This is a genomic window from Anaerofustis sp. LCP19S3_F7 (assembly GCF_052119445.1).
Taxonomy (GTDB): Bacteria; Bacillota; Clostridia; order Eubacteriales; family Anaerofustaceae; genus Anaerofustis; species Anaerofustis butyriciformans.
In genome coordinates this window covers 183,039-203,495 of sequence record NZ_JBQKFF010000001.1, presented here as the reverse complement: position 1 = coordinate 203,495, position 20,457 = coordinate 183,039, and the positions used below count along the sequence as shown (strand labels likewise).

The window sequence follows — 20,457 nt, the reverse complement described above, 5'->3', positions numbered from 1 at the left end:
ATATGAAAAGCATGACGGGCTTTGGAAGAGGTGAATATAGAAGTGAAAACCTTGTAATTGATGTTGAAATAAAAACAATCAATCATCGTTACAGAGATTTTAATATAAGACTTCCAAGAAGATATTTAGCCTTTGAAGAAAAAATCAGAAACCTTATAAGTGAAAAAGTAAACAGAGGAAGAATAGATGTATTTATAAAGACTGAAAAATTTGGAAGCGAAGATGTATCGCTTCATTATGATAAAGAGCTTGCAGGGGAATACTATAAAATATTAAATCAAATAAAAAATGATTTCCCTGGGGTAAATGATGATATATCAATCATAAACATTGCAAGATATCCTGATGTAATAAAAGCAGAAGAAGCAGAAATTGACCTTGAGGAACAATGGAAATACTTTGAAAGTGCCATAAAAGAAGCAGTAGATACACTTGTTGAAAGCAGAAGTGCAGAAGGCGAAGCACTAAAGAAAGATTTCGTAAAAAGAATTAATATTATCGATGAACAAAAAGAAACAATATCAAAACTTGCTCACGAAATCCCAGAAAATTATGCAAAAGAATTAAATGACCATATAGAAAAATATAAAATAGGCGTTATTGATCCTGATAGAATAGCAACTGAAATTGCACTTTATGCAGAAAGAGTAAATATAACAGAAGAACTTGTAAGACTTTCAAATCATTTAAAATCTTTCCTTTCAATAATAGAAAAAAAAGAACCTATTGGAAGAAAGCTAGATTTTCTTTTACAGGAAATTAACAGAGAAGCAAACACAATTGCATCAAAATCAAACAGCTTTGAAATAAGTACTGCAGTTGTTGAAATAAAAAGCGAGCTTGAAAAAATAAGAGAACAAGTTCAAAATATAGAATAGTAGGAGAAGAAAATGAGAGGAAACTTATTTGTAATATCAGGTCCTTCAGGAAGTGGCAAAAGTACAATATGTTCACTTCTTGAAAAAGAAGATAAAATAAAGATATCAATTTCAGCAACAACAAGAGATAAAAGAACAGGTGAAGTTGATGGAGTAAATTATTTCTTTCTTACAAAAGAAGAATTTGAAAAGAAGATAAAGGAAAATGCTTTTTACGAATATGCCAATGTATTTAATAATTACTACGGTACTTTAAAAGCAAAAGTTGATGAAATGCTCGATGAAGGATATCATGTAATACTTGAAATTGATGTTCAAGGAGCAATGCAGATAAAAGAACAAAATAGTGAAGCAAAGTTAATCTTTATAATGCCTCCAAGCGAAGAAGAGCTTATAAACAGACTTACAGGAAGAAACACTGAAAGTGAAGAACAGCTTAAACTTAGAATAGGCACGGCAAAAAAAGAGATATCATATAAAGATAAATATGATTATGTTGTAGTAAATGATAATCTTGAAAAAGCCGTAGAAGAAATAAAAGAAATAATTTTAAAATAAAACTGACAAAATAGTCGGTTTTTTTGTATAATAAAATAAAAAAGGAAGAAAGCAAATGGAATATAAAATCAGCCCATCTCTTATGTGTATGGATTTACTTAATATCGAAAAGCAAATAAAAATACTAAATAAATATGTATATTCATATCATGTTGACATAATAGACGGAGTATACTTCAAGAATTTTTCTTTTACACCTCCGTTTATGAAAGCAATAAGAACTATTACAGATAAAAAGTTAGATGCACATGTAATGTTAATAGATCCATTTTATTATTTAGAAGAAATGGTTGAAAGCGGGGCAGACTGTGTAAGTATTCACAGCGAGAAACTTATAAACGAAGCATTTAGAACAGCAAAATTTCTTCATGACAGAAATAAAGATTTTGGGGTAGTGCTAAGTCCCGAAGCAAAAGCAAGCGATTTGGAAAAATATATTGAAAAGGTAGATAAGGTTACTGTAATGAGTGAAGAACCTGGTTTTGCAGGGGGAGAGTTTATTCCTGAAAGTCTTAATACAATAAAAGAGCTTGTTAAAATTAGAGAAAAAAAGAAACTAAATTTTATGATTGAAGTTGACGGAGTCGTAAATAAAGAGCATTTTAGAGAATATAAAGATGCAGGAGTTGATATTTATATAGTAGGAAACAGAGGGCTTTTTTCTCTTGATGATGATTTGGAAAAAGCGGTAAATATAACTCTTGAACAAATAGCAAAAGCATAAAAGAACGGTATTACCGTTCTTTTTTAATGTCCAGCAGGTTTTCTATCTAATAAATCGTGTTCTTTGTAAATATCTCCATACATTAATATGCATAATGTAACAAGAAGAGGAATAATCGCAAGCCATATAGCTTTTTCTATAAAAAATCTACATGCAAAAGTAAGGACTATTCCACCTACTACGAAGAAAAATAACATACATAAATGAGTTAAACACTTATTTACTAATTTATAATCTTTCTTTCTTATAATTCTTGATATAGATATACCTATTTGTCTTAAATGATTTGTGCAGAAAGTTGTTGACATAGGAATGCCTTCCGCTTGTCTAAATGTATTATACTGCATGGATGCAATGAAATTTATAGATACTTGTACAATTTGATTTGGAAGTGTAAGAGGAATAAGTCCCATGATAAAAAGAACAATCATTTCAAAAGCGATAAGATACGTATCCCATCGTAAAAATCCCAGTTTTTTTATTGGAGAGGGGAGAGATTCTGATATGAAAGCTCCGAGAAAGTAAGCAGTTATTGGAATTAAAAAATAAAAACCGTGTGATATGTTTCCTTTTCCAAATGCGATTGCCATCATTACAAAGTTTGCTGTTTGTGCATTACAAAACACACCGCCTCTTAGATTAAAAGTATATGCTCCCATCATTCCTGCACTACACATCAAAAGTAAATATACCAGTTTTGATTCACAAAAAAGATATTTTGAATTATTCTTTTTTATATTCATATTTTTACCTCTAATCATGTTATGTTTAATAGTATAGAACAGTAGTAATAAAACTTCAAGGGGTAGAGAAAGAGGATTATTTCCTGGGTAATAATATAAACATTAAAGAAGAGTCATATATATATGACTCTTCTTTTTGGTAAAATTATATATTAAAGTAAAAATGATAGATAACTACATTATATTATATTTTATTAAAATATCTTTAGCTATCAAGTATCTGCTTACTCTTTGATTCATTGCCTGTTTTTCTATATATTTATGTGCCTGTTCTTCATTAAGGTTTTTATTTTCCATTAAAATAAGTTTTGCTCTGTCTACAATTTTAATTTCTTCTATTTTATTCCTTAGCTTTTCATTCTCTTTTTTTAGATTTAAGAGTCTGTTTTTAAGTGCCATCTGCATTTTAAAAGCTTGATAAAACATAGGTTTAATAATTGGTTTTTGAAGTACAAAAACTCCGGCAAATTCAACATCTGCACTTATTTGTTCAACAATTTCGCTTTTTACCATTAAAATTGTTCCTATATTGAGTCTTGCAAAATCCAGGCTTAGCTGAGTTCCCGTTTCTTCTTTTAAAGGAGTATTTATAATTGCAACAGCTACTTCGTTGTTTGTTACATATCGTCTTGCTTTTGAGGCGGATGATGTCGTGATTATTTGAACATTATGATATTCTTTTAATAATTGACATAAAGTATCTTTTGCTTTTTCGCTATATGAAACTATCAATACTTTATCCAAATAATCACCTCCCATATGATATATACTTTTTTATTCCGTTAAAAAATATTTAAGTTCCTGAATGTCTTCATCTATTTGTAAATCTTTTTTTCTTTTATTGACAAAGTTATATACAAGATTTTCTCCAAGACATTCTTTTACGAATGTACTGTTTTCAAAAACGCCAAGTGCCGAACTAAAATTATCTGCAAGAGTATCGATATCTTCTATTTTTGCATCTTGTGTAAAATATTTTAAATTGGCATTTTCGTTTAATTCTTCTTTTCTTTTAATTCCCTCTAATCCCGCATTAATTACGAGAGCAAAAGCTAAGTAAGGATTTGCCGTAGGGTCAAGACTTCTTAATGTAACCTTGCTTCTGTTTTCAATATAGTCTGTTATTTTTATAAGCGTATTTGGGTTCTTTTTTGACCAAGTAATTGATTTTGGCGCATAGAATTCTCCAAATCTTTTATATGAATTTCTTGTCGGATTTAAAATAGCAGTTATTTCTTTTATCCTATTCATTATTCCCGCTATAAAATATTTTGCTTCTTTAGAATCTTCAAGCCCTTTGGATAAAATATTTTCGTTATCTTTAAATACAAGAAGATTAAGATGAAGCCCGCTGCCGGATAATTCTTTTAGAGGTTTTGGCATGAAAGTAGCATATCCGCCGTTTTTATTTGCAATTGCTTTTACAATCCATTTGAATGTGACAAAATCATCTGCAGCAAGCAAGGCCTCGGAGTTTCTAAATATTATTCTGTTTTGTCCGGGGCCTCTTTCATGATGAGAACTTATAGGAGTTATTCCCATTTCTTCAAGGGTAAGGCATATTTCTCTTCTTATATTTTCTCCCTTATCAACAGGAGAGACATCAAAATATCCCGCTTCATCGTAAGGCATTAAAGTTGGTTGTCCCTCGTCGTCTGTTTTAAAAATATAAAATTCACATTCTGTTCCTACTTTAATTGTATATCCCATTTCCTTCGCTTTATTAACTGCTTTTGTGAGAATCATTCTAGAGTCGCTTTCAAAATTTTCTCCATTTGGATATTTGACATCGCAGAAAAATCTTGCGACTCTTCCTTCCGATGGCCTCCAAGGAAGAATTGATAAAGTTGTTGGATCCGGAAATAAAAGTAAAGTATTATTTTTTTCGTTTGCAAATCCGTCTATTGCAAATCCGTCAAAGGCTATTCCGTTTTCAAAAGCATTTTGTAGTTCATCTGACATTATAGCTATATTTTTTTGAATGCCGAACACATCACAAAATGCAAGTCTAATGAATTTAATGTCGTTTTCTTTAACGAAATTGATGACTTCCTTTGTAATATTATTCATATACCCTCCTAATGATTAGTATATAATTGTTTATATGGACTTTTTGTGTTTGGAATTATAATATAAAATTTACTTTCTATAATATTATCATAATCTTTATTAAAATAATTACAATATTTTTTTATATTATCTTTTATTTCCTCTAAATCTTCTTTGCTCGCTTCCTTAACGATAAGTTTGTCGCCATCAAATACAGGAGGGTTGTTTGTTCTAAGATAAATTTTTCCTCCGTGCATGCCTGTTGCACAGAAATTACCCATTGGAATTTCTTTATCTTCGTAACCTAACCCTAATACAACGATATTTCCTCCTGCTTGATATTCTCCAAGGAATGAGCCGGTTTTGCCTCCAACGATTATTGTAGGTTTTTTATCTTTATAGGCTTTCATATGGATACCTGCTCTGTATCCTACATCAACCTCAACGTATATTGTGCCACCACGCATTGCATATCCCGTTGCATCTCCGCTTGAACCGTGGATTACAATTTCACCGTCATTCATTGTATCTCCTGTTGCGTCTTGTGCATTTTCATTTATAGTGATGTGTGCTCCGTCAAGATATGCTCCCACTGCATTGCCCGGAACTCCGTTTATAGTAAGATTAACTTTAGACATACCTGCTCCTATAAATCTTTGTCCCATTACATCATCAACGGTTATATCCAGGTCTTTTAAAGCACAAGCTTTAATTTGTTCATTTATTTGTTTATGTTCAAGTCCTTTTGCACCAAATCTCATAACTTTTTACCTCCAAGTTTAGAGTCTCTGTAATCTCTTGAAAATGCCATAAGCCCAGGATTATCTTTAATTAAATCGAAATCTATGTCACTAAGATTAGCTTTTTCTCTTATTAAATAAGTGTATATTCCGGCTTTATCTACATTTCCTATAATAATGAAGCCTTTAAGAAGGTTGTCTTTATATACAAGCTTCTTATATTCATCTTCATTTTCTACTATATATTCTTCGCCATCGTAGTTTCCGGCTGTTACCATATGAAGACCAAATAATCCAAGAGAGTTCATTGGCATTGCATTTTTATAGGATTTTTCTTCTCCCGCCATATTTACTCCTGCAGTTTCACCTTTAAAATAAGCATTTGGAAGAAGAGCAAGAATAATATTTTGATCTCTTGTAATATCATAACTTTCAGTGCAGTCTCCTGCGGCATAAATATCTTTTAATGTTGTCATTCCATGTTCGTCAGTTATGATACCTCTGTTAACTTCACAACCTATTTCTTCTGCTAAGTTTACATTTGGTCTTACACCTACTGCAACCACGAATATATCATAATCAAGCTTTGAACCATCTTTTAGGGTAGCTTGTTTTTCATCAATTTTATCAATACTGTTACCGAGTATAAATTTAACACCTTGTTTTTCAATGTGTTTTTGAACCAATTTACATCCTTTTTCATCAAGGATACTTGGTAAAATTCTATCAGCAAGGTCAACAACCGTAACATTTTTAACTTTATTGTTAATTGCTTCGGCGCATTTAAGTCCAATAAGTCCTGCGCCTAAAATTAATACTTTGCTGTCTTTGGTAATTGCTTTTTCTAGGTTTAGAGCATCATCTAAAGACATGAAAGTAAATTTGTTTTTTACCTTTTCTTCTCCTTCAATGTGAGGTGTAAAAGGGGAAGAGCCGGTTGCAATCATTAGTTTTTCGAAAGGGATGTTTCTTTTATTATTAAGGACGATACATTTATTTTCATAATCGATTTTTTCCGCCTTAGTCCCCTTTATCACTTCTACATTGTTTTTTATATAAAAATCATCTTCTCTATATCTCATTTTCTCCAAAGTTGTCTTTCCTTCCACAAGATAGGATATTAAAGGTCTTGAGTAGATAAAATGATTTTCATCCGTTACTAAAGTTATATCACCGTTTTTATCAACACTTCTTATTCCTTCTATTGTTCCAACGGCGGCAATAGAACCGCCGATAATTACATATTTGCTCATAATTAACCCCTTTCTTCGAAAACAATGGCATTATTTGGACATCCTTTTACACAGTTAGGTTCTCCAATAGAATTGTTTGTACAAAATTCACATTTGTTTACAACACTATTTTCTTCGTCGGGATGAATTGCACCGTAAGGACAAACTAAAACGCATGTCAAACATCCGATACATTTTTCTTTATCTACACTAATAAGCCCGTCTTTTATTGATAAAGCTCCACTGATACAGCTTTTTACGCATATTGGTTCTTCGCAGTGCCTGCAAGATACTGCAAAGTGAACTTGATTTTTATCTTCAACCCTTATATTAGGATAGATTTTCTTCCCTTTAAGTGCTTTTATCATGCTGTCTTCTTTACTGTTTGCAAAGGCACAGTTATATTCACATAGGTGGCACCCTAAACACCATTGTTCATTGACGTAAATTCTTTTCATTTTTTATTCTCCTGCGTGCTTTATTCCTAGTATTTCAAGTTCTTTTTCGTTAAGACCTACACCTCTTAACATTAGTCTGTTTCCTTTTAATGCTTCTATTGAGTTTATTCCCATACCGCCCATCATTTCTTTTATTTCATGTTCCCATGCGGTTACTAGGTTTACTACTCTTTTATATCCAATATCAGGATTTAATCTTTTTACAAGGTCTGGTCTTTGAGTTGCAATACCCCAGTTACATTTTCCGCTGTGGCAATTTCTACATAAGTGGCAGCCAAGGGCCATTAATGCTGAAGTTGCTATATAAACACAGTCGGCACCAAGGGCAATTGCTTTTACTACATCTGCACTGCTTCTTATACTTCCGCCAACTACAAGAGAAACATTATCTCTTATGCCTTCACTTCTAAGTCTTGAATCTACGCTTGCAAGAGCAAGTTCGATTGGAATACCTACGTTATCCCTGATTCTTGTTGGAGCTGCTCCTGTTCCTCCTCTAAAACCGTCTATTGCAATTATATCTGCACCGCTTCTTGCGATACCGCTTGCTATTGCGGCAACGTTATGTACTGCTGCAATTTTTACGATAACGGGTTTTTTATATCCTGTTGCTTCTTTTAGAGAAAGAACAAGCTGTCTTAAATCTTCAATTGAATAAATATCATGATGAGGAGCAGGACTTATTGCGTCACTTCCTTCTGGAATCATTCTTGTTTTTGAAATATCAGGACCGATTTTTTCTCCCGGTAAATGTCCTCCGATACCGGGTTTCGCACCTTGACCCATTTTTATTTCAATAGCTGCTGATGTATCAAGATAATCTTTATGTACGCCAAATCTACCTGACGCAACTTGAACTATTGTATTTTTTCCGTATTTATAAAAGTCTTCGTGAAGACCACCTTCACCTGTGTTATACATTATTCCAAGTTCGCTTGCAGCTCTTGCCAAGCTTTCATGAGCGTTGTAACTTATTGAGCCGTAAGACATTGCAGAAAACATTATTGGAACGTTTAATTTGATTTGAGGAGGAGTGTTTGGAACAATATTTCCTTTATCATCTCTTTCAATTTTTACATTTTTCTTTCCTAAGCTTACTTTTGTTTCCATTGGCTCTCTTAGGGGGTCAATAGATGGGTTTGTTACTTGAGATGCGTTTATAAGCATTTTATCAAAGTAAATAGGGTACTCTTTAGGATTTCCCATTGATGCAAGAAGCACTCCACCGCTGTCAGCTTGACGGTAAATATTTTCAATGTTTTCTTTATTCCAATTTGCATGAGGTTTAAAAGTATGGTCGCTTTCAACGATTTTTAGTGCTTTAGTAGGGCAGAGAGATACACATCTATGACAAGCAACGCAGTTTGTTTCGTCGCTTAACATAAGTTTGCTGTCTTCATCATAAAAGTGTACTTCATTTGCACATTGTCTTTCACATACTCTGCACTGTATACATCTGTCTTGATTTCTTACCACTTCAAACTGTGGATGTATAAAATTAATTCCCATCTTATTCTACCCCCTTGTTTAATGTAACTATTACAGGTTCACCACCGGAAGGTGAGTAAATTTTGTCTACTTGTTTTTGTATGATTTTTATTGCGCTTTCTTCACTTGCCATATATACGCTTTCTCCTTTTTCGGCAACAACCATTGAACGAAGTTTTAATCTGTCGTTAAGAGCCATAAGTCCTCCGTTAAAGCCTAAGATAATAGAGAAAGGACCTGTGATAAGTAGACTTGAAAACATAGTTCTTAAATATGAAAGTCTTTCTTTTTCTTTTTCGTCTTTTGTTTTTATTGTTTCCCAGAAAGGCGCAGCAACAACTTCAGCTGCTTCTTTTAATGTAAGTTTATTTTTTCTAAGCAAATAATCCATCATATATGTAATTACTTCTGTATCTGTTAGAAGATTACATTTATATCCAAACATTTCAATATATCTTCTGTTTGCATCATAAGAAGATATTTCACCGTTATGAACTATTGAGTAGTCAAGAAGACTAAAAGGATGGGCACCACCCCACCAACCAGGAGTGTTGGTAGGGTATCTGCCGTGTGCTGTCCATGAATACGCTTTGTATTCATCTAATTTATAAAATTCGCCTACATCTTCCGGATAACCTACTGCTTTAAAAGAACCCATGTTTTTTCCGCATGAGAATACATAGCAGCCTTGCATATTTGTATTTATATTCATAACGCATTCAACTACAAATTCTTTTTCATCTAATTGAGAAGATTTTAGTTTAGATTCTTTTGGTAATACAAAATATCTATATATTAAAGGTTCGTTTGTAATTTTATCAATTTTTCTAGTAGGAATGATTCCTTGTTCGATAATATCAAAATGAGTATCTAAAAAAGCCTCACATTCTTTTCTTACAATATTATCATCATAAAAAACGTGAAAAGCATAATAGTCTTTATATTCTGGATATATTCCGTAAGCGGCAAATCCTCCACCAAGCCCATTGCTTCTTTCATGCATTACTTCAATTGATGTTATAATGTCTCTTCCGTCGGTTCTTCTTCCATCTTTATGAAAAATACCGCTTATGGCACATCCTGAAGGTATTCTTACATTTCCTTCTTTGTATCTTTCGTCAAATATCATTTTTACACCCCCAAAAAATAAAGCGCCCAATAAGCACATAAAAACAAAGTACTTATTGGACGCCGTTGTCCTTAATATTTAGTTAGTGTTATAAGTATAAACGCAAAACTAATAAAATGCAAGAGAAATTTGTATTTTTTTTGAATTTTCTAAAAATTTAAAAAATTTAAAAAAAGACTTGACAAAAATAAATCATCGTAGTAAAATCCACTCATACACACAGCAAAGGCGCTGTAAGCTAAGTGCTTACGGTGCCTTTTTGTTTTTAATAAGGTTTTTGATAGATAAAATAATTATTTAATTTTTAGTAGAAACCTAAAAGAAAAAATTGTATAATTATTTTATATGCAAAACTTATTAAGGCAGATACAAAATTAAACATGAAAGGATGTAAAAATTATGAGCGGAATACCCGAATTATTTGGCAGCAAAGTTTTTAATGACAAAACTATGCAAGAAAAATTACCAAAGGATACATATAAAAAATTAAAAGAAACAATTGAACAGGGTAAAAGACTTGATATAAGCATTGCAAACGAAGTTGCACACGCAATGAAAGAATGGGCACTTGAAAATGGCTGTACACATTATACTCATTGGTTCCAACCAATGACAAGTTTAACAGCAGAAAAACATGATGCTTTTATCGAACCAGATGGAGATAATGTTGTTTTACGTTTATCAGGTAAAGATTTACTTCAAGCAGAACCTGATGCATCTTCTTTCCCATCAGGCGGACTTAGAGCAACAAATGAAGCGAGAGGATATACTGTTTGGGATCCTACAAGTTATGCTTTTATTAAAGATAATACTTTATGCATTCCTGCAATTTTCTGTTCTTACAATGGTGAAGTACTTGACAAAAAAGCTCCACTTCTTAAATCTATTGAAGCAATAAGCAATCAAACAAAGAGACTTTTAAAAGTTTTAGGTAAAGAATGTAGTGGTGCAAGCACTTCTGTAGGTGCTGAACAAGAATACTTCATTATTTCAGAAGAAATGTATAAGAAAAGACCTGACCTTATTTATACAGGAAGAACATTATTCGGTTCTCCATCTCCAAAAGGTCAAGAACTTGATGATCATTACTTTGGTTCAATAAAAGCAAAAATCTTAGAATATATGGAAGACTTAGATAAAAGTCTTTGGGAATTTGGTATTACCGCAAAGACAAGACATAATGAAGTAGCTCCTGCACAACATGAACTTGCACCTGTATATTCATCAACAAATACAGCAACAGACCAAAACCAAATTATGATGGAAATGATGAAAAAAATCGCAAGAAAACATGGGCTTGTATGCTTACTTCATGAAAAACCATTTGAAGGTATCAACGGAAGTGGTAAACATAATAACTGGTCTATTACAACAAAAGAAGGAGAAAACTTATTATCTCCAGGAAACGATCCTAAACAAAATATGCAGTTCTTATTAGTTCTTGCAGCAGTTGTAAAAGCAGTTGACGAACATCAAGATCTACTTAGAATTTCTGTAGCAACAGCAGGTAATGACCATAGACTTGGTGCAAACGAAGCTCCACCTGCAATTATCTCTATATTCCTTGGGGATGACTTAAAAGGTGTAGTTGATGCAATTATCTCAGATAATGATTATAAGAGCGAAGGAAAAACAAAATTCTCATTAGGTGCCACTGTAATTCCTGATTTAACAAAAGACACAACAGATAGAAACAGAACATCACCTTTCGCTTTTACAGGTAATAAATTTGAATTTAGAATGGTTGGTTCAAAAGACTCAGTTGCTTGTCCTAATATGATTTTAAATACAATTGTTGCAGATGCATTTAGTGAATTTGCAGATAAATTAGAAAAAGATAATTCAGAAGAAGCAATTAAAGCATTAATTAAAGAAACATTTACTGCTCATCAAAGAATTATTTTCAACGGTGATGGATATTCTGATGAATGGGTTGATGAAGCGGCTAAGAGAAAACTTCTAAACTTAAGAACAAGTGCTGAAGCAATTCCTTTATATAAAAGTGCAGATAATGTAAAATTATTTGAAAAACATAAAGTTCTTTCTAAAGATGAACTTGAAAGTAGAACAGAAGTTTTACTTGAAGAATATGCAAATGTACTTTCAATTGAAGCAAAAGCTACACTAGAAATGGCAAAAGGTTCAATCCTTCCTGCTTGTATAGCTTATGTAAAAGAAGTTGCAGAAACATTACAAGTTAAAAAGGCAGTTTGTCCTTTAGCAAACAGTGATGTTGAAGAAACAACAGTTGTACAAGTAAGTGACTTAAATGCTAAACTATATAATGCAATTAATGTATTAGAAGAAGGTTTAAGCGAAGCTGATAAAGTTGAAGATGCAGAACAAAGAGCAATGGCATTTAAGAAAAAAGTATTTGATAACATGGAAGAAGTTAGAAAATATGCAGACGAACTTGAAACTATTGTTGATAAAAAATACTGGCCATATCCAGCATATGGTGACATCTTATTTAGTGTTCAATAAGAATATAAATAAAATAAATTAAGGCACAAAGGCGTGTATGTAATATTTACATACGCGCTTTTTTATATATAAATTTTAGGAGGAAAAGAAAAATGGGAACAACATTTAGTGCTCTTGATACCATTTGGGTATTACTTGGAGCAATATTAGTATTTTGGATGCAAGCAGGATTTGCAATGGTAGAGGGAGGTTTTACCAGGGCAAAAAATGCAGGTAACATTATTATGAAAAACTTAATGGACTTTGTTCTTGGTACCATTATTTTCTGGGTACTTGGTTTTGGCATAATGATGGGTGATGACATTGGTGGAATTATAGGTAAAGTAGATTTCTTTATCAGAGGAAATTATGATAGTGCTTTCCCTACAATGGCTTTTGTTATTTTCCAAACAGTGTTCTGTGCTACAGCTGCTACAATTGTATCAGGTGCAATGGCAGAAAGAACAAAGTTTATTGCTTATTTAATTTATTCAGCTGTAATCAGTGCAATTATCTATCCAATTTCAGGTCACTGGATTTGGGGTGGTGGTTGGTTAAGCCAACTAGGATTCCATGATTTTGCCGGTTCAACAGCAGTACATATGGTAGGTGGTATTGCTGCATTAGTAGGTGCAAAAATTCTTGGCGCAAGACTTGGTAAATATGACAAGAATGGAAAGAGTAAAGCTATTCCGGGACATAATATTGCATTAGGTGCTCTTGGTGTATTCATCCTATGGATGGGTTGGTTTGGATTTAACGGTTGTTCAACAGTTGCAATGTCAACTGATGCAGATATGCTATCAGCATCAAGTGTTTTTGTAACAACTAACATGGCAGCAGCAGCTGCAGCATTAATGAGTTTAATTGTTACATGGGTTAGATATGGTAAACCTGATGTTTCTATGACTTTAAACGGTGCTTTAGCAGGACTTGTTGCTATTACAGCAGGTTGTGATATGGTTTCTACTACAGGTGCTTTCTTTATTGGAGCAATCGCAGGTGTACTTGTTGTATTTGCAGTTGAATTTATTGATCATGTATTAAAAATTGATGACCCTGTTGGTGCAATTGCAGTTCATGGATGCTGTGGTGCGACGGGAACACTTTTAACAGGTTTATTTGCTGTTGATGGTGGTTTATTCTATGGTGGTGGAATTCATATGTTCCTAACTCAACTTTTAGGTGTTGTGAGTGTAGCAGTTTATGTATTTATCGCAATGTTTATTGTATTTAAGATAATTGATAAGACAATAGGTTTAAGAGCTAGTGAAGAAGAAGAAATTTTAGGTCTTGACATTACAGAACACGGACTTGTAAGCGCATATGCAGACTTTGCTCCTGCAGGAGATTTCTATTATTCATTAGATGATGAAAGTGAATTGCTTGGTGTTGAAACACCTGCTCCTTTAGCTAAAGAAGTTAAACCTGCTATTCAAACAACAACTGAAGGAGATAATATCAAAGTTACAAAACTTGACAGTGGTATAAGTAAAGTTACTATAGTAATTAATAAAGATAAATTTGGAGCTTTAAAAGCTGCAATGCAAAAAATCGGTGTTACAGGTATGACAGTAACAAATGTTCTTGGATGTGGTGTTCAAAAAGGTAGAAAACATTTCTATCGTGGTAGTGAAGTAGAATCTATCTTACTTCCTAAATTAAAAGTTGAAATCGTAGTTGCGGCAGTTCCTGTAAGAACAGTAATTGAAGAAGCGAAAAAAGCTTTATATACAGGTAATATCGGGGATGGTAAAATCTTCGTTTACGGACTTGATAATGTTGTTAAAATCAGAACAGGTGAAGAAGGCTTTGATGCCCTACAAGAACCTGAAGAAGAATAATAATAATGAAAAGGCTTGTACATAACGTACAAGCCTTTTTTATTTGTTTAATAAGCATCTATACATTTTAATTAAGTAAAATTTCCTTTTGCAAATTTTTTCAGTATTGTAAAATATTTTACTCTACTTTAAACTGTAATTAAGAAAAGACTAAGGAGAATAGAATATGAAAGCAGTAATTTTTAATGGACCAAATGATTTTTATTATGGGGATATTGAAACACCTGAATGCCCTAAAAACGGGGTGCTTATAAAAGTTATATCAGTAGGTCTTTGCGGTTCTGATATAAGAACTTTTACTTCAGGACACAAAAAGGTAAAACCTCCTTTTGTTATTGGACATGAAGTTGCAGGAATTATTGAAAAAAGTGACAGTGAATATTATAAAGCAGGTCAAAAGGTTATGTTAAATCCTGGTATTACATGCGGAAAATGCAGTTATTGTACATCGGATAAACATATTAAAAACCTTTGTAAAAATATTACTGTACCGGGAATGAATTTTTATGGAGGATATGCTCAGTATATGGCTGTTCCTGCAGTTGGTTCAACTCCTGAATTTTTACATATTTTACCTGATGATTTTAATTTGGATCTTGCTCCTTTATCAGAAACATTGGCAAGCGTATATTCAACACATGATTTTATCAATGTAACAAAAGGGGACATTGTTCTTGTAATAGGTGCAGGTCCGCTTGGAAATTTGCATAGTGCAATGGCGAAATTAAGAAGAGCTAAAAAAGTTATATTATCAGAAGTAAATCAACCAAGACTTGATAAAGCAAAAAGATTTGATTATATAGATGTGTTCGTAAATCCAACAAAAGAAAGTTTGGAAGAAGTTGTTATGAGAGAAACCAATGGGGATGGGGTAGATGTTGCAATTACAGCCTGTCCTGTAGGTTCTGCGCAGGAAGAGGCCACTCATTATCTTCGTCCAAGAGGAAAACTTTTATTATTCGGTGGACTTCCTCATGATAACTGCCGTGTAAATTTTGACAGCAATTTAATTCATTATAAAGAACTTCAACTTTGTGGAGGTTATAGCTTTGATCCTGCTTCTTTTAAATCTGCACTTGATTTAATAATAGAAGGGAAAATTGATGCAAGCAAATTTGTTACTCATACAATTCCTTTAAGAGAAATAAAACACGGCATTGAAATGACAAAAACAGGGGAAGCTATAAAAGTAATTTTAAAGCCATGGGAAGAATAAAAAAAGAGCAGGTTATCCTGCTCTTTTTTTGGTAAACATGAAAATTATTGATAATAGTTTTGTTATTTTATTAATATAATTATAATCTATTGACAAATGGGGCATAATATATTAAAATATTATAGCATATTCACGGGGGAGTGCCCGAGTGGCTAAAGGGGGCGGACTGTAAATCCGTTGGCTCAGCCTACAATGGTTCGAATCCATTCTCCCCCACCATTTTTATAAGTACCGAATAGTCGGTATTTTTTTTATGCATTTTTTCCCATTGTAATTGCTTTATTTATTATATTTTCATTACTTAAAATATCTTTTACGTTTGTTACGTTTGTTGCACATAAATGTCCCATAAGTTTTACATCTTCAAAACATGATATCCAGCCTTCAATTTCTTTTAATATTATATTTATTGCACTTTCTTCTTCATCGGCACATGAGGCAAGTAGATATATTTCTTTGAAATTATATTTCATTGCAAATACTGGGTTCATTCTATCTAGGAAATTTTTTAACTGTCCACACATTGTGTAATAATAAACAGGTGTTGCAAACACAATTGCATCGGCATTTTTAAATTTATCTAAAAGTAATTTAGCATCGTCATTTATAACGCATTTATGTTCCTTTTGACAATATAGACATCCTCTGCAAAAGTTTATATTGTAATTTCTTAAATATACAATTTCGACAATATGTCCTTTTTCTTCTGCTCCTTTTTTAAAATTTTCAGCCAATATTTCTGAATTTCCCCCTTTTCTCATTGTGGAAGAAATAATTAAAATATTCTTTTTTTTCATACTTTTACTCCTTTACTTTAATATGTACTTGAACTTCATTTTTATTTGTAAAATTATCTTTATCTAAATTTTCTATTACTCCAATTTTAGTATATTGATATGAAGTGTCAAAATCCTTATAAAAAATAACCAGAGTATTTGCTCCGTAAAGCATAACATCACCTTTATTTATTTTTCCTACGTCATATTCATCTGTAGGAAGAGATTGAGGTAAATTATAAAACTTTTCATTTTGGTTAAAATCCTGCATTGTAATATTTAATGGAAGAAGTTTTATAAGTTCTTTTGTAGTTTGATTGTTTTCTAAATTTAAAACATAATCTTTACCGTCTATATTTATATCTAATGCCAGAATATTTTCGGTATTTGATGTTACATTTTCTGTTTCGTTCATTTCTTTGTTCTCAGTACTTTCATAAGATTTATTCTTTTGATAGTTTATAAAAATTAAGCATAATATAAGTAAAATAATGAATATAAAGATAAATTTTTTCATGATTACCTCCTTTTTATTTTACTTTACTACATGGACTTAACTACAAGTCAAGAGAAAATAAAAAAAACACTTCATTTAAGAAGTGTTTTTTTAATGCACTATTATAAAATAAATTACATATACCCATCCAAAAAGCCCGTGTATTATCGCCCAGAATATAGAATGCCAAGTTGTATAGCTTATAACCATTGCAAGGGCACTTCCGAATGAAATACCTGATTTTACGGTTTTTTTAACAATAGTAGTTGTGTTTCCTGTTTCCATGATTATTCCTCTTTTTTTATTTATTCTGTTACGGTTTCATATGGCCAGCTCATAATTCCACCCATATCATATACATTTTTATATCCTATATTTATAAGCTTCATTGCGGCTTTTTTACTTCTTGCACCACTTCTACAGTATATGATTATTTTTTGATTTAAGTTACTAACTTCTTTTAATTTTTCATTTCCTATGGTTTCGTTTGGAATTAATATAGCATTTTTAATATGAGATGTATTATATTCATCTTCTGTTCTTACGTCAATTATAATTACATCTTCTTTTTCCATCATTTCTTTTGCTTTATCTACAGTAATTTTATTATAACTTGATGTAGGTTCTTCTTTTGTAGTAAGAAATTTAAAACTTATAAATAATAAAATGGCAATTAATAATATAACAATAATAGTTTTCATTCTTTTCTCCTTATATGTTTTGTATAGCAAATATTATCACAAATCAAATTCTTTTTAAATAAAAAAATATGATTAATGGAAAAATTTTCGTATTGAATAAAATATAAAAAAGTAATATAATTTATTAGAACATATGTTTCAAATAAATGTTTGATAGGTGATGTTATGAAAAGTAACAGAATATATATGTGCATAGATTTAAAATCCTTTTATGCATCGGTGGAATGCAGACAGCGGGGACTTGATCCAATGACTACAAATTTAGTGGTTGCAGACCCTAAGAGAAGTCAAAAAACAATTTGTCTTGCGGTATCTCCGGCAATGAAAAAGTTGGGCGTTCCCGGAAGATGCAGATTGTTTGAAATACCAAAACACATAAATTATATAATAGCTCCTCCGCAAATGAAATTGTATATAGATGTTTCTGCGGATATTTACGGAATATATTTAAAGTATATTTCAAAAGATGATATACATGTTTATAGTATTGATGAAGTTTTTATGGATGTAAGTGACTATTTATATATGTATAAAATGAATGCAAAAGAGCTTGCAAAAGAAATTATGAAAGATATTTATGATACTACCGGTATAAGTTCTGCTTGTGGGATTGGAAGTAATTTATATTTAGCTAAAGTTGCTCTTGATATTATGGCTAAAAGAACAGATGATAACATAGGTGTTTTAAATGAAAAAATGTATAGAAGAATGTTATGGGAGTATAGGCCAATAACAGATTTTTGGAGAGTAGGAAAGGGAATTGCAAACAGGCTTGAAAAAATAGGGGTTAAAACCATGAAAGATTTGGCTAAGACAGATGAAAATATGCTTTATAAAATATTTGGCATAGATGCGGAGCTTTTGATTGATCATGCATGGGGAAGAGAAAGCGTTACAATGCAAGATATAAAGAAATACAAACCTAAAGCTACCTCAGTAGGAAACGGACAAGTCCTTGGAAAAGACTGCGATGTTAAAACAGGAAAAATTATAGTTATGGAAATGGTGGATTCTTTATGTCTTGACCTTACAAGAAAAAATCTTGTTTGTAGCTGCATTACACTTAATGTAAGATATAACAAAAAATACTTTAAAAAATATTCACATGGAACAATAACCATACCTACTTTAACCAACTCTTCAAAAACAATAAGCTCTTATGTATCAAAGTTATATGATGAAATTGTCTTAAAAGATGCATTAATTCATAGGTTTTATATAACATTTAACAATGTTACCAATAATGATATTTATCAGTACAATTTGTTTAGTAACATAGAAGAAAATAAAAAGGAAGAAGTTCTTCAAAAAACAATTATAAATATAAAAGATAAATATGGAAAAAATTCTCTTTTAAAAGGAATGAGCTTAAAAGAAGGTGCAACGGCAAGGGAAAGAAATATGCAAATTGGAGGGCATAGAAGTGGAGAGTCAAAATAGAATAAAGATGAAAAGAGAAGATAGAGCAAAGCAGTTTATGCCTTTTAAAGCATTAAAAGGATATGATGAGGCACTTAGAATAAAAGAAAAAGTTAAAGTTGAAAAAAAGGAATTTTCAAGAGAATATGAAGAGGTGCTTGATTACAAATTAAGACAGTTAAAAAGAAATGATATTGCTACGATTATATATTATTTTAAGGGAGAATATATCGAAAAAACGGGAAAGGTAAGTAAAATAGATACTGTTTCAAGATGTTTATATATAACAAGTGATAAAATTTTATTTGATAATATATATGATATAGACATAAAAAAGATAAATAAAAAAAGTGCATTTTAATGCACTTAAATTTTAAAGGTGGAGCTACTAACGGGACTTGAACCCGTGACCTCTTCCTTACCAAGGAAGTGCTCTACCTCCTGAGCCATAGTAGCACTAACAGTTCATATGATATCATGATTTAATATATTTGTAAATTTATTTTACTATATTTTTTTCAATAAATTCTAAAATGTCTTTGTACACTTCGTGTTTGTTTTTTTCGTTTAAAATTTCATGGCGCATGCCAAAATATAAAATATGTTTTATATCTTTATAGCCTGCTTCTTTTAAAAAGTTTATGCTATTATGGAAATCACGATCTTCACCTATAACAGGGTCGTCTTCTCCTGCAATAAATAAAATTGGTAAATTCTCGTTTTTTACTTCATATTTTTCTTTTTTAAAGGCATTTTCTATTAATTTAAACAAATTTCTAAATCCGTTTAATGTAAAAACGTATCCGCAAAGAGAGTCTTTATTGTATTTTTGAACTTCTTTAACATCGCTGTTTAACCATTTGTTTTTTAGGCTTTCTTCAAACTTATCGTTGAAAGAACCAAAAACAATCATATTTAATAAGTTGCTTCTATGATGTTTTCCTTTTAATTTTTCAAGATAATCAACTATCTTTATTCCAAGCGCTGCAGCTTTATTTTCAAAAGGTGCTCCGCATAAAATAAGACCGTCGATTTCATCGTCGTATTTTTGTATATAATTTCTTGCAGCCAAAGTACCCATACTATGTGCAAATATAAAATATGGGACGTTTGGATATTCTTCTTTCATTTTTTTTGTTACGGCATACATATCTTCGACTATCATTTCACCTGTTTCATCATAAAAATACCCCAGATCCTCTTTTGTTTCAACACTTTCACCGTGTCCTCTGTGGTCATTTATTATGCATGCAATACCGTTATTTGCAAGATATTCCATAAAAGGATAATATCTTTCTTTATGTTCTGCCATACCATGAGCAATTTGAATAACTGATTTTGCATTTTCTTTTGGTGCTTTTATATAACATGAAAGTTGAAGTTTTTCATCAGATGAATTTATTGAAAATAATTGTTCTTTCATTTTAAATTACCTCTGTGTAAATTTTAAAATTGAATTAAGCTGATTTATATAAATATTATATCACAAAAGATAGGATTAAATATAATCATGTCATTTTATTTATATAAATTTAATAATTTA

The 20,457-nt window shown here is 31.5% G+C and carries 21 protein-coding genes and 2 tRNA genes; 9 read left to right on the top strand and 14 right to left on the bottom strand.

The annotated features are described in order from the left end of the window. Positions 1–2: 2 nt before the first annotated feature. From ACTQYZ_RS01000 to ACTQYZ_RS00990, 3 genes are read left to right on the top strand one after another with little or no spacing between them, the layout of a single operon-like run. The gene (locus ACTQYZ_RS01000) at positions 3–878 is read left to right on the top strand and encodes a YicC/YloC family endoribonuclease (RefSeq protein WP_441021207.1); all 876 of its coding nucleotides are present in this window, start codon (positions 3–5) and stop codon (positions 876–878) included. 12 nt (positions 879–890) lie between these two features. Next, positions 891–1,436 carry a guanylate kinase gene (gene gmk, locus ACTQYZ_RS00995; RefSeq protein WP_138267903.1) on the top strand — a complete coding sequence of 182 codons (546 nt, stop codon included), beginning with the start codon at positions 891–893 and terminating at the stop codon, positions 1,434–1,436. 55 nt (positions 1,437–1,491) lie between these two features. Continuing rightward, entirely contained in the window at positions 1,492–2,160 is a 669-nt protein-coding gene (locus ACTQYZ_RS00990; RefSeq protein ID WP_441021209.1) for an allulose-6-phosphate 3-epimerase, read from the top strand. Between the two features lie 23 nt (positions 2,161–2,183). On the opposite strand, the gene ACTQYZ_RS00985 is transcribed toward ACTQYZ_RS00990, so the two are convergent. From ACTQYZ_RS00985 to ACTQYZ_RS00950, 8 genes are all read right to left on the bottom strand, one after another. Further along, on the bottom strand, positions 2,184–2,903 hold the full coding sequence (locus ACTQYZ_RS00985) for a YoaK family protein (protein WP_441415835.1): 720 nt from the start codon (positions 2,901–2,903) through the stop codon (positions 2,184–2,186). Positions 2,904–3,077: 174 nt separating this feature from the next. Then, positions 3,078–3,647 (bottom strand): ANTAR domain-containing response regulator, encoded by a 570-nt coding sequence (locus ACTQYZ_RS00980; RefSeq protein ID WP_441415834.1) that lies wholly within the window; start codon positions 3,645–3,647, stop codon positions 3,078–3,080. A gap of 30 nt (positions 3,648–3,677) precedes the next feature. Further along, positions 3,678–4,973 (bottom strand): glutamine synthetase family protein, encoded by a 1,296-nt coding sequence (locus ACTQYZ_RS00975; protein ID WP_441021214.1) that lies wholly within the window; start codon positions 4,971–4,973, stop codon positions 3,678–3,680. An 8-nt stretch (positions 4,974–4,981) separates the two neighbouring features. After that, positions 4,982–5,713, bottom strand: coding sequence for a glutamate synthase (locus ACTQYZ_RS00970; protein WP_441021216.1), 732 nt, complete (start codon positions 5,711–5,713; stop codon positions 4,982–4,984). Then, entirely contained in the window at positions 5,710–6,945 is a 1,236-nt protein-coding gene (locus ACTQYZ_RS00965; protein WP_441415833.1) for an NAD(P)/FAD-dependent oxidoreductase, read from the bottom strand. Before ACTQYZ_RS00965 ends, ACTQYZ_RS00970 begins: the two co-directional genes overlap by 4 nt. A gap of 2 nt (positions 6,946–6,947) precedes the next feature. Next, positions 6,948–7,382: a 4Fe-4S dicluster domain-containing protein gene (locus ACTQYZ_RS00960; RefSeq protein ID WP_441021220.1), complete on the bottom strand. Its 435-nt coding sequence runs from the start codon at positions 7,380–7,382 to the stop codon at positions 6,948–6,950. A 3-nt stretch (positions 7,383–7,385) separates the two neighbouring features. After that, positions 7,386–8,891, bottom strand: a complete 1,506-nt coding sequence (locus tag ACTQYZ_RS00955) for a glutamate synthase-related protein (RefSeq protein WP_329382423.1) — start codon at positions 8,889–8,891, stop codon at positions 7,386–7,388. A gap of 1 nt (position 8,892) precedes the next feature. Next, positions 8,893–9,999: a class II glutamine amidotransferase gene (locus ACTQYZ_RS00950; RefSeq protein ID WP_441021224.1), complete on the bottom strand. Its 1,107-nt coding sequence runs from the start codon at positions 9,997–9,999 to the stop codon at positions 8,893–8,895. 399 nt (positions 10,000–10,398) lie between these two features. Here ACTQYZ_RS00950 and ACTQYZ_RS00945 point away from each other — a divergent pair, with 399 nt between their 5' ends. From ACTQYZ_RS00945 to ACTQYZ_RS00930, 4 genes are all read left to right on the top strand, one after another. Then, complete coding sequence (locus ACTQYZ_RS00945) at positions 10,399–12,483, top strand: glutamine synthetase III family protein (RefSeq protein ID WP_441021226.1); 2,085 nt, start codon at positions 10,399–10,401, stop codon at positions 12,481–12,483. Positions 12,484–12,575: 92 nt separating this feature from the next. Further along, a complete protein-coding gene (locus ACTQYZ_RS00940) occupies positions 12,576–14,306 on the top strand; it encodes an ammonium transporter (RefSeq protein WP_441415832.1) in 1,731 nt (576 codons plus the stop codon). A gap of 166 nt (positions 14,307–14,472) precedes the next feature. After that, complete coding sequence (locus ACTQYZ_RS00935) at positions 14,473–15,522, top strand: alcohol dehydrogenase catalytic domain-containing protein (RefSeq protein ID WP_441415831.1); 1,050 nt, start codon at positions 14,473–14,475, stop codon at positions 15,520–15,522. A gap of 134 nt (positions 15,523–15,656) precedes the next feature. After that, positions 15,657–15,741: transfer RNA gene (locus ACTQYZ_RS00930), tRNA-Tyr, on the top strand. A gap of 32 nt (positions 15,742–15,773) precedes the next feature. Here ACTQYZ_RS00930 and ACTQYZ_RS00925 read toward each other — a convergent pair. The 4 genes from ACTQYZ_RS00925 to ACTQYZ_RS00910 form a co-directional block, all read right to left on the bottom strand. Further along, positions 15,774–16,319, bottom strand: coding sequence for a flavodoxin family protein (locus ACTQYZ_RS00925; protein ID WP_441415830.1), 546 nt, complete (start codon positions 16,317–16,319; stop codon positions 15,774–15,776). A gap of 4 nt (positions 16,320–16,323) precedes the next feature. After that, the gene (locus ACTQYZ_RS00920) at positions 16,324–16,815 is read right to left on the bottom strand and encodes a cyclophilin-like fold protein (protein ID WP_441415829.1); all 492 of its coding nucleotides are present in this window, start codon (positions 16,813–16,815) and stop codon (positions 16,324–16,326) included. Positions 16,816–16,905: 90 nt separating this feature from the next. Further along, positions 16,906–17,079 (bottom strand): hypothetical protein, encoded by a 174-nt coding sequence (locus tag ACTQYZ_RS00915; protein ID WP_441021236.1) that lies wholly within the window; start codon positions 17,077–17,079, stop codon positions 16,906–16,908. A 20-nt stretch (positions 17,080–17,099) separates the two neighbouring features. Next, on the bottom strand, positions 17,100–17,495 hold the full coding sequence (locus ACTQYZ_RS00910) for a rhodanese-like domain-containing protein (protein ID WP_441021238.1): 396 nt from the start codon (positions 17,493–17,495) through the stop codon (positions 17,100–17,102). A 165-nt stretch (positions 17,496–17,660) separates the two neighbouring features. Here ACTQYZ_RS00910 and ACTQYZ_RS00905 point away from each other — a divergent pair, with 165 nt between their 5' ends. Continuing rightward, positions 17,661–18,935: a Y-family DNA polymerase gene (locus tag ACTQYZ_RS00905; RefSeq protein ID WP_441415828.1), complete on the top strand. Its 1,275-nt coding sequence runs from the start codon at positions 17,661–17,663 to the stop codon at positions 18,933–18,935. Next, positions 18,919–19,275, top strand: coding sequence for a YolD-like family protein (locus ACTQYZ_RS00900; RefSeq protein ID WP_441415827.1), 357 nt, complete (start codon positions 18,919–18,921; stop codon positions 19,273–19,275). The genes ACTQYZ_RS00905 and ACTQYZ_RS00900 overlap by 17 nt, the downstream gene beginning before the upstream one ends. A gap of 19 nt (positions 19,276–19,294) precedes the next feature. On the opposite strand, the gene ACTQYZ_RS00895 is transcribed toward ACTQYZ_RS00900, so the two are convergent. Continuing rightward, positions 19,295–19,370, bottom strand: a tRNA-Thr gene (locus ACTQYZ_RS00895). Between the two features lie 43 nt (positions 19,371–19,413). Next, positions 19,414–20,337, bottom strand: a complete 924-nt coding sequence (locus tag ACTQYZ_RS00890; RefSeq protein WP_441415826.1) for an alpha/beta fold hydrolase — start codon at positions 20,335–20,337, stop codon at positions 19,414–19,416. Positions 20,338–20,457: the final 120 nt, after the last annotated feature.